7 protein-coding genes are annotated in these 9930 nt (G+C 63.3%); 4 read left to right on the plus strand and 3 right to left on the minus strand.

Annotated elements, in window-relative coordinates:
- A partial coding sequence (locus EN914_RS11790) for an NAD-glutamate dehydrogenase (protein WP_164778718.1) occupies positions 1–4731 on the minus strand: 4731 nt, incomplete at its 3' end.
- 136 nt (positions 4732–4867) lie between these two features.
- On the opposite strand from EN914_RS11790, the gene EN914_RS11795 reads away from it, so the two are divergent.
- Together EN914_RS11795 and EN914_RS11800 are read left to right on the plus strand one after the other, a co-directional pair.
- Entirely contained in the window at positions 4868–5431 is a 564-nt protein-coding gene (locus EN914_RS11795; RefSeq protein ID WP_024504202.1) for a peroxidase-related enzyme, read from the plus strand.
- Positions 5432–5569: 138 nt separating this feature from the next.
- A complete protein-coding gene (locus EN914_RS11800) occupies positions 5570–5893 on the plus strand; it encodes a hypothetical protein (protein WP_013529006.1) in 324 nt (107 codons plus the stop codon).
- A 9-nt stretch (positions 5894–5902) separates the two neighbouring features.
- Here EN914_RS11800 and EN914_RS11805 read toward each other — a convergent pair whose 3' ends face one another.
- Positions 5903–6517, minus strand: coding sequence for a LysE family translocator (locus tag EN914_RS11805; RefSeq protein WP_024504201.1), 615 nt, complete (start codon positions 6515–6517; stop codon positions 5903–5905).
- 394 nt (positions 6518–6911) lie between these two features.
- On the opposite strand from EN914_RS11805, the gene EN914_RS11810 reads away from it, so the two are divergent.
- Positions 6912–7538, plus strand: coding sequence for a DUF1062 domain-containing protein (locus tag EN914_RS11810; RefSeq protein WP_013529004.1), 627 nt, complete (start codon positions 6912–6914; stop codon positions 7536–7538).
- Positions 7539–7599: 61 nt separating this feature from the next.
- Here the strand turns inward: EN914_RS11810 and typA are convergent, their stop codons facing one another.
- Positions 7600–9429: a translational GTPase TypA gene (gene typA / locus EN914_RS11815; RefSeq protein WP_013529003.1), complete on the minus strand. Its 1830-nt coding sequence runs from the start codon at positions 9427–9429 to the stop codon at positions 7600–7602.
- A gap of 143 nt (positions 9430–9572) precedes the next feature.
- Between typA and EN914_RS11820 the strand changes: the two genes are divergently transcribed.
- Positions 9573–9908: a hypothetical protein gene (locus EN914_RS11820; protein ID WP_024504200.1), complete on the plus strand. Its 336-nt coding sequence runs from the start codon at positions 9573–9575 to the stop codon at positions 9906–9908.
- Positions 9909–9930: the final 22 nt, after the last annotated feature.

Here is a 9930-nt window from a genome sequence, read left to right on the forward strand (position 1 = left end):
CAGCCGCTCGCCGATGCGCGCCACCCGCTCGCCGCCGGCGTCCAGCCAGGCAGCCACCGGATCGGCCGTCTTGGCGTGGCCGGTGAGCGCCGCCACCGCGATGCCGCGCCGTGCCGCATCGATCGTGTCGGTGGCGCGCGAAAGCGCCAGCTGATCGTAGTAGTCCGATGGCGTGATCGAGCGTGCGGCATCCTCGACACGCGGAATGCGGAAGGCATCGCTGACGGCGAAGAACGCCTTGGCCGCGGCGACGATATCGGCGCCGGCGGTGCGCGCCGTCAGCGCGATGTCGGGGATGAGTTCCGCCACCTCGCTCAGTGCCAGCTGCCCGGCCAAGCTTTCCGGCGCGCCGGCCTTGAACAGCCCATGCCGCTTCTCCTCGATGCGCTCGCGTGAAAAGGCCGGCAGCAGCGAAACGAGCTTGGGCTCCAGCGCCTTGCGGGCTTCCTGCAACTCGGCAATGCGCTGGCTGAGGGGTGCCGTGCCGGCATCGTTCTTCAGATACCAGCCGCTGGTCACATAGATCAGCCGGCTGACCATCTGATAGAGATCGAGCTGCACCTGGCCGTCGATCTGGTTGTCGAGCGCGTCGATCTCGCGATAGAGCGCCGGCAAGGCAAAACCGTCACGCACCACCGCGAAGGTCCGCACCACGTCGGCGGCGGTGCGCCCGGTGGCCTCCTGCAGCCGGTTGACGAAGGACGGGCCGCCGCGATTGACCAGATCGTTGGCGACGACCCGTGTGATGATCTCGCGGCGCAGCCTGTGGCCATGGATCTCGGCGGCATATTTCTTCGCCATCTGGTCGGGAAAATAGCCCATCAGGTCGCGGTCGAAATGCGCGTCATCAGGCACGTCGCTGGCGACGATGTCGGAAAACAGCACAATCTTGGCATAGGCGAGCAGCACGCCGAGTTCGGCTCTGGTCATCGGTTCGCCACGCGCTTCGCGCTCGGCCAGCGCTGCCGGCGACGGCAGCGTCTCGACGGCACGGTCGAGCAGGCCGCGCGCCTCCAGCGCTGTCATGAAACGGCTCTGATGCGCGATGTCGGCGAGGCCACGCTTGCGGGCGATCGAAAGCGCCAGCGTCTGCTGGTAGTTGTTGGACAGCACCAGCGAGCCGACCTCCTCGGTCATCTCGGCCAGCAGCTTGTTGCGTGCCGGGCGTGTCAACGATCCCTTGCGCATGGCGGAAGCCAGCGCGATCTTGATGTTGACCTCCACGTCGGAGCAGTTGACGCCGCCCGAATTGTCGATGGCGTCGGAGTTGCAGCGGCCGCCATTCATGCCGAACTCGATGCGCGCCCGCTGCGTGACGCCGAGATTGGCGCCCTCGCCGATCACTTTCGCCCGGACGTCGAGCGCGGTGATGCGAATGGCATCGTTGGCGCGGTCGCCGACCTCGGCATTGGTCTCGGTCGATGCCCTGAGATACGTGCCGATGCCGCCGAACCACAGAAGATCGACCGGCGCTTTGAGGATGGCGGTCATGATCTCGACCGGCGTGGCGGTGGTCTTGGCCAGGCCGATCGCCGCCGCCGCCGCCGCCGGCAAGGTGATCGATTTCTGGTTGCGCGAGACGATGATGCCGCCTTCCGACAGTTTCGTCTTGTCGTAGTCCTGCCAGCTCGAACGCGGCAGCGCGAACATGCGCTCGCGCTCGGCCATCGAGGCTGCCATGTCGGGATCGGGATCGATGAAGATGTCGCGATGGTCGAAGGCCGCGATCAGCCGGGTTTTCGGGGACAAAAGCATGCCGTTGCCGAACACGTCGCCCGACATGTCGCCGACCCCAACGACGGTGAAGGACGAGGTCTGGATGTCGCGGTTGATCTCGCGGAAATGCCGCTTGACCGCTTCCCAGGCGCCCTTGGCGGTGATGCCCATCTTCTTGTGGTCATAGCCGGCCGAGCCGCCGCTGGCGAAGGCGTCGTCGAGCCAGAAGCCGTGCTTCTCCGAGATCGCGTTAGCGGTATCGGAGAAGGTCGCCGTGCCCTTGTCGGCGGCAACGACGAAATACGGATCGTCCGGGTCGCGTCTGATAACGCCGGCCGGCGGGATGACGCCGTCGAGGCCGATATTGTCGGTGATCGACAGCAGGCTGGAGACGAAGTTCTTGTAGGCCGAAGTACCGGCCTCGAAGATCGCGTCGCGGCCGGCGCTCATCGGCAGCTTCTTCGGATAGAAGCCGCCCTTGGCGCCCACCGGCACGATGACGGCATTCTTGACCTGCTGTGCCTTGACCAGGCCGAGCACCTCGGTGCGGTAGTCCTGGGCGCGGTCGGACCAGCGCAAGCCACCGCGCGCCACCGGACCGAAGCGCAGATGCAGACCTTCGACCTCGGAGCCGTAGACGAAGATCTCCCGCCACGGCCGCGGCGCCGGCAAGCCCTCGACCGCGTGCGAGTCCAGCTTGATCGCCAGCGACTGGCCCTTTTCTTTCGTATCGGCAACGAAATGATTGGTGCGCAGCGTGGCTTCGATCAGATTGAGGTAGCGCCGGATGATGGTGTCGTCGTCGATGTTCGGCACATCCTCCAACGCATCCTTGATCTTGGCCTTGAGATGCTTTGCGGCCACCACGCCTTCGGTCTCGGCTGTCGGACCAAGCCGGGCGATGAACAGCGCATGCAGGCCACGCGCTATGTCGGGATAGCGGTTGAGCGCGGCGGCGATGAAATCCTGGCTTTGCGGAATGCCGACCTGCTGCAGATAACGGCCATAGGCGCGCAGGATGGTGATCTCGCCAGACCACAGGCCGGCGGTCTGGGCGAGGCCGTTATAGCCGTCATTGTCGACGTCGCCGCGCCAGACGGAGAGGAACGCATCTTCGAACAGCGCGCCGCCATCGGTCAGGTCGATCGGCTGGCCGTAGCTGTTCTCAAGCTCCATGTCATGAATAAAGACTAAGCCGGGCCGATCACTATTGATCGTGCCGACCTGGTCGTCGCCGACCTCGAAAGTGCGCTCGCTGATGACGCGGAAGCCGATGTTTTCCAGCACCGGCACGCGGCGCGACAGCGCCACCGGGCTGCCGTGGTGATAGATCTTCAGCGATGCCTGGTGCGGCTTCTGCTCGGCATGGCGATAATAGTCGATGGCGATCGGATTGCCGGCGCTGATCTTGGCAATGCGCCCGGCATCGGCCAGCGCCACCGCCGCGCTGAACGAATCGCGGTAGCTTTCCGGCAGCCGCGCGGCAATCGCCTTCAAAGCCTGGTCGCCGCCACTGGCCTCGGCCGCATCGGAAAGGGCGTCCTCCCAGGTACGCACGATGTCGCGGATCGCCGCCTCTATCGTCGCTTGCTCGACCTTCGGCGTCTTGCCGCCGGAGCGGCCGATGATGAAGTGCACGCGCGCCAGCCCGCCCTCGGGAAAGGCCGGGTAGTAGGCCGACAGCCGGCCTTCGAATACGGTTTTCAGATAGGAGCCAATCTTCTCGCGCACGACGCTGTCGTAACGGTCGCGCGGCACGAAGACGAGGATTGAGACGAAACGGTCGAACTGGTCGGCGCGCACCAGCGCCCGCACGCGTGGCCGCTCGACCAGGCCCAGAATGGCGGCGGCATGTTTGCGCAGGATCGGCACCGGCACCTGGAACAGTTCGTCGCGCGGATAGCTCTCTAAAACGTTGATCAGCGCCTTGCCGGAGTGATCGTGCCTGTCGAAGCCGGACTTGGCGATGATGGTTTCGGCTTTTGACCTCAGATACGGGATCTTCATCACCGAGCGCGTGTAGGCGGTCGAGGTGAACAGGCCGACGATGCGCAATTCGCCCGCGAGCGTACCCTTGGCGGTGTAGGTCTTGATGCCGATGTAATCGAGATAGATGCGGCGGTGCACGGACGACTTGGCATTGGCCTTGGTGACGATCAGCGGCTCCGGCCCATGCAGGAAGGCGCGGATCTCCGGCGTCGTCGTTACCGCTTCGGTGCCGCGCCTGAGCACCAGCACGTCGGGATCGGACAGGATGCCGAGGCCAGGCTTTTCAGCGCGCTCCAGCGTGCCGCTTTCCTCGCCGCCGGTGTATTTGAACTCGCGCATGCCAAGGAAGGTGAAATTGTCGTCGCGCAGCCACTCCAGGAAGGCGAGAGCCTCGGCAACGCTCTTCTTGTCGAGCGGCACGGCCGTATAGCGGAATTCCGAGATCGCCTGATCGAGGCGGGCCAGCATTGGCCTCCAGTCGTGAACGGCGGCATGAACCTGGCCAAGGATCTTGCGCAGCCGCTCGCTCAATCCGCTCGCCTGCTCGGATGTCAGCCGCGGGATGTGGACATGGATGACGCTCAGCCGGTCGTGGCTGCCATCGTCCTTGGCGAAATTGCCGTCGCCGAGGATTTCTTCCACGCCGCCCTTGCCGTGGCGCACGACGATAACCGGATGGGTGACCAGGGTCGGTTCGCCCGATGTCTCGGTGATCTCGCCGAGGATGGAATCGAACAGGAACGGCATGTTGTCGTTGACGACCGTGACAACCGTCATCGGGCGGCCGTCTCGCACAACGCCCGAATCGGCATCGACGGCGACGACGCACTCGCCTTTCCTGTGAGTGGCGACTGCCTGGCCGGCGAGATCGGCAGCCCGCTCCAGGTCGGCCACATCGTAGGGAGCAATGTCTTCAGCTGGCGCGCGGGCGAGCAGATAGTCTGCAAGCCTGGCTGGCCTTTCCTCCGCTTTAAGCGCTGCCGTGGCTTTTTTCTTCGGCTTGCTCGCGGATTTCACGCTGGCCATGACGCACGTCCCTCCCGTCGAATGCTTTTACGACTATGGTAGCAGATGACCGCTGTTTGGCGACAAAGGTTTGACGGCTTGCCAAGAATTATCGGAATTTGGCGACAAGATGCCGCGCAACGAGGAGAAATGACCCATGACCGGTAAAATCAGCGCGCTTGATCTTGGCCAGGGAGAGCTGAGCGAGGCGACAAAAACCTATTTCGCCAAATGCGAGGAGAAGCTCGGCCTCGTCCCCAACGTGCTCAGGGCCTATGCCTTCGACGACAAGAAGCTGCGCGCCTTCACCGACATGTACAACGATTTGATGCTGGGTGAGTCCGGCCTGTCGAAGCTGGAGCGCGAAATGATCGCGGTCGCCGTCTCCTCGATCAATCATTGCTATTATTGCCTGACCGCGCACGGCGCGGCGGTGCGCCAGCTCTCCGGCGACCCGCCGCTCGGTGAAATGATGGTGATGAATTTCCGCGCCGCCGATCTTTCGCCCAGGCAGACGGCAATGCTCGAATTCGCCGTCAAGCTGAGGCAAGAGCCGGCCAAGATCGTCGAGGCCGACCGGGCCGCGCTGCGTCAGGCCGGCTTCACCGATCGCGACATCTGGGACATCGCCTCGACCGCTGCCTTCTTCAACATGTCGAACCGAGTGGCTGCGGCAATCGATATGCGGCCGAACGACGAATACCACGCCATGGCAAGGTGACGGATTGCGGCAGGGGCGAGACCGGGGCGTTATATTAGCAGTGTCGCATTCTCGTTGCTTGTTTGCCGGTTTGGTCCGATGATCGGCAGGCGGCATGACCGCATGCCGGTTCGATGCCGCTCACCAAGGGAGGAGAACATGGCGAAGTATCTCTACGTCTATCATGGCTCGGGCAAGATGCCGACCGACGAGGCCGAGCGGAAGGCCGCAATGGACGCCTGGAACGGCTGGTACGGCAAGCTCGGCTCGGCCGTGGTCGACGGCGGCAATCCGGTCGGCATGTCGAAGATGGTGCTGCCCGGCGGCAAGGTCGAGAACAATGGCGGCAGCAATCCGGCCGCCGGCTACACGATCGTCGAAGCGAAAGACATCGACGATGCCGTCGCCAAGGCCAAGGACTGCCCGATCCTGATGAACCCGGCCTTCAGCGTCGAGATCGCGCCGATCATTGAAGTGATGTGACGCGCCGGCTCAGGACCGCGTCGCTATGGCGGCCGCCGCACCGGCCATCGTCGTGGCGCTGATGCGATTGGCGATCTTCATGGCGCGCTTGCTCTTCAAAAGCTTGCGCGCCTGTGATGCGGCGAGCACCCAGGCGAGATCGATGGCGACCAGCACCACGGCCATGGTCGCCGTCAGCTCGACCCAGCCGACGATGCTGACCGAAGCGAGGTCGATGATGGTCGGCAGCAGCGCCAGGTAGAACATCATGATCTTGGGATTGCCGAGCGTCACCGCCATGCCGGCGAAGAACAGTTTTATCGCCGAATCCTCGCGCGGCATCTCGCCCTCTTTTGCATCGACAGGCGCGGTCCACATCTTCCAGGCGAGGTAAGCGAGATAGGCAACGCCGACCCATTTCACCACGACGAAGGCGAAATGGAAGGTCTGCGCCACGACAGCCAGCCCGAACACCGCCAGCGATAGCCAGATGCCCTCGCCGATCCACATGGCGAGCAGGAACGGGAACACGTCGCGAAACCCTTTCGAGATGACGCGGGCGACAAGCGCCGCGATCGATGGCCCGGGCGAGCCCGCGGCAACGAACAGAGCGGCGGCGAAAATCAGGAGCGAGGTGGGATGCATAACCGGGTCTCTGGTTGAAAACCTTCGATTTCGGATATTAACGCAAGTGGCTCGGCTGCGGTAGCACCGACAAAAGACCCTTGTCGGTCCGGCATGTCGCGGCTAGAAAGGCCATCGCGAAACAATTTTGAGCTTCACTTTGCCTACGTAACCGCCGGTCTCGCCAACTCCCCCGACACACTGCATGACACCGCATTTGCGGTATCTGTTTTCATTTTCATGTGTTCTTCTGGGCGGCGGTTCGAGACCGGTTTGGCACTGCTGAACCGTTGTTGCGCGCTGCCGCCCGTGACATCCGATTTCCAATCATAGCAAGCGACCGCCACGCCGCGCCCGCATGGGCATCTCGACATCGCCGGCCTGATGAACTTCCCGACGGGAAGGGCTTATCGGCATGTCTGGACTTCTGCGTATCCACTGGGCAATCGCGCCCAAGACCGCACCTCGACCGCTCATCAATTGCAACCGCTGCGGCACCGTGAGGGCCTATTGCAGCAGCGGAAAGTTCCGCGTCAACGCCAATGGCAAACGCATCGACGTGTGGCTGATCTATCGCTGCATCGACTGCGACAATTCCTGGAATTTCGGCATTTTCGAACGCTGCAACCGCCGCGACATCGACCCGGCGCTGCTGGCGGCGCTCGAAAGCAACGATCCTGCACTCGCTCACCGTCATGCCTTCGATGCGGTGGCGTTGCGCAACCGGATCGGGCGCGTCGAGGAGTTCTCCGATGTCAGCGTTCACAAGCGCAGGCTCGGCGACACCAGGGAAGCCGCGACCGTGTTGGAACTCCAGCTCGGGCTCGAAATGCCGACATCGCTGCGGCTCGACCGGCTGCTCGCAAGCGAACTTTGCATCTCGCGATCACGGCTTCAGGCGCTGGAGGAGAAGCGGCTGCTCATCGTTGACCCGGATGGAGCAAAGGCCCTGCGCAAGCCGGCCCGTGCGGGAAACACGATCCGCATCGATCTGGCCGGCGAGGCCGATCGGCAGGCCATCATCGCGGCTGCCGGTGGATGAACGAAAAAGGGGCGGAACACTGGTTGCTCCGCCCCTCTCCGCTGTTGGAAAAAATAAGAGCTTACGCCGCGCCGACCACCTTGGACGACTTCTCGAACCGCTTGCGCTCGTTCGGATCGAGATAGAGCTTGCGCAGCCGAATGGTCTTCGGCGTCACTTCGACCAGCTCGTCGTCCTGGATCCAGGCCAGCGCGCGTTCCAGCGTCATGCGGATCGGCGGGGTCAGCTTGACCGCCTCGTCCTTGCCGGCGGCACGGATGTTGGTCAGCTTCTTGCCCTTGAGCACGTTCACTTCAAGGTCATTGTCGCGGCTATGGATGCCGATGATCATGCCCTGATACACCTTGACGCCCGGATCGATGACCATCGGGCCGCGATCTTCCAGGTTCCACATGGCGTAGGCGACCGATTCGCCCTGTTCGTTGGAAATCAGCACGCCATTGGTGCGGCCTGGCAGCTCGCCCTTGTAGGGCTCATAGGCATGGAAAAGCCGGTTCATCACGGCGGTGCCGCGCGTGTCGGTCAAAAGCTCCGACTGGTAGCCGATCAGGCCACGGGTCGGCGCATGGAAGACAATGCGCTGACGATTGCCGCCGGATGGGCGCAGTTCGACCATCTCGGCCTTGCGCTCGGACATCTTCTGCACGACGACGCCGGCATGCTCCTCGTCGACGTCGATGACGACTTCTTCGACCGGCTCCAACAATTCGCCATTCTCGCCCTTCTGCATGACGACGCGCGGACGCGACACGGCGATTTCAAAGCCTTCGCGCCGCATCGTCTCGATCAGCACGGCCAGCTGCAATTCGCCGCGGCCGGAGACGAAGAACGAATCCTTGTCAGGCGATTCCTCGATCTTCAGCGCGACATTGCCTTCGGCTTCGCGCAGCAGGCGGTCGCGGATGACGCGGCTGGTCACCTTGTCGCCTTCGGTGCCGGCCAGCGGACTGTCGTTGACCAGGAACGACATGGTCACGGTCGGCGGATCGATCGGCTGCGCATGCAGCGGTTCGCTCACGCTCGGGTCGCAGAACGTGTCGGCGACGGTGCCCTTCGACAAGCCGGCAATGGCGACGATGTCGCCCGCCTGCGCTTCTTCGATCGGCTGGCGCTCAAGGCCGCGGAAGGCCAGGATCTTGGAAATACGGCCGGTTTCGATCTGGGTACCGTCATGGTGCAGCACCTTGACCGGCTGGTTGGCCTTCAGCGTGCCGCTCTCGATGCGGCCGGTGATGATGCGGCCGAGAAACGGATTGGCTTCCAGGATGGTGCCGATCATGCGGAACGGACCGGGATGAACGGTCGGCTCCGGCACATGCTTGATGACGAGGTCGAACAGCGGCGCCAATTGCTGGTCCTTCGGTCCTTCCGGATTTTCCGAAACCCAGCCATCGCGGCCTGAGCCGTACAGAATCGGGAAGTCGAGCTGCTCGTCGGTGGCGTCGAGCGCTGCGAAAAGGTCGAACACCTCGTTGACCACCTCGACATGACGGGCGTCCGGGCGATCGATCTTGTTGATGACGACGATCGGCTTCAGGCCGACCTTGAGCGCCTTGCCGACGACGAATTTGGTCTGCGGCATCGGCCCTTCGGCGGCATCGACCAGCACGATGGCTGAGTCCACCATCGACAGGATGCGTTCGACCTCGCCACCGAAATCGGCGTGGCCGGGGGTGTCGACGATGTTGATGCGGGTATCCTTCCAGTCGACCGAGGTCGCTTTGGCCAGGATGGTGATGCCGCGCTCCTTTTCGAGGTCGTTGGAATCCATGGCGCGCTCGGCCACGCGCTGATTGTCTCGGAAGGAGCCGGACTGCTTCAAAAGCTGGTCGACCAGGGTGGTCTTTCCATGGTCGACGTGCGCGATGATCGCGATATTACGGATTTTCATGTTCTGGTCTCGGAAGCGTTGCAGGCAGCAGGCCAAAAGGCGCTGCCTCTTTCGGTTGCGCGGCTCATACAGGGTTTTTCGCAGTTGCGAAAGAGGAGGCGCGTCACCAAATACTCATCAAATCTTAAGCATCTGCGTGTGAGATGATTTTGTTAACCAAGGCGGGAACCCTTCGGGGCCCGGGCAGTTCGAACATCATGACCGACAAACTCAACCGATTCTGGCCGCTCATCGCCTCTGTTGCCTTCGCCGTCCTGCTGGCGGCCAACGCCGCGCAGTCGGCCGCGACGACGAAGGAATCACGGCCTGCCTTGCCGTCAGAGGCACAGTCGGCCGAGCAGATTTTCGCCGACGCGCCCGACGGCGTCGACCCGGTGGTGACCGGCCCGGTCAGCGCCGCCTTCAAGCAGCGGCAGGACGCCGCCAACTGCGACAGCGCCGTCTGGCCGAATATCTCCATGGTCTGCTACCCGGACTAAGACATCGCGCGCCCTAGACGCG

This window comes from Mesorhizobium sp. M7A.F.Ca.CA.001.08.2.1 (genome assembly GCF_003998455.1).
Lineage (GTDB): Bacteria > Pseudomonadota > Alphaproteobacteria > Rhizobiales > Rhizobiaceae > Mesorhizobium > Mesorhizobium ciceri.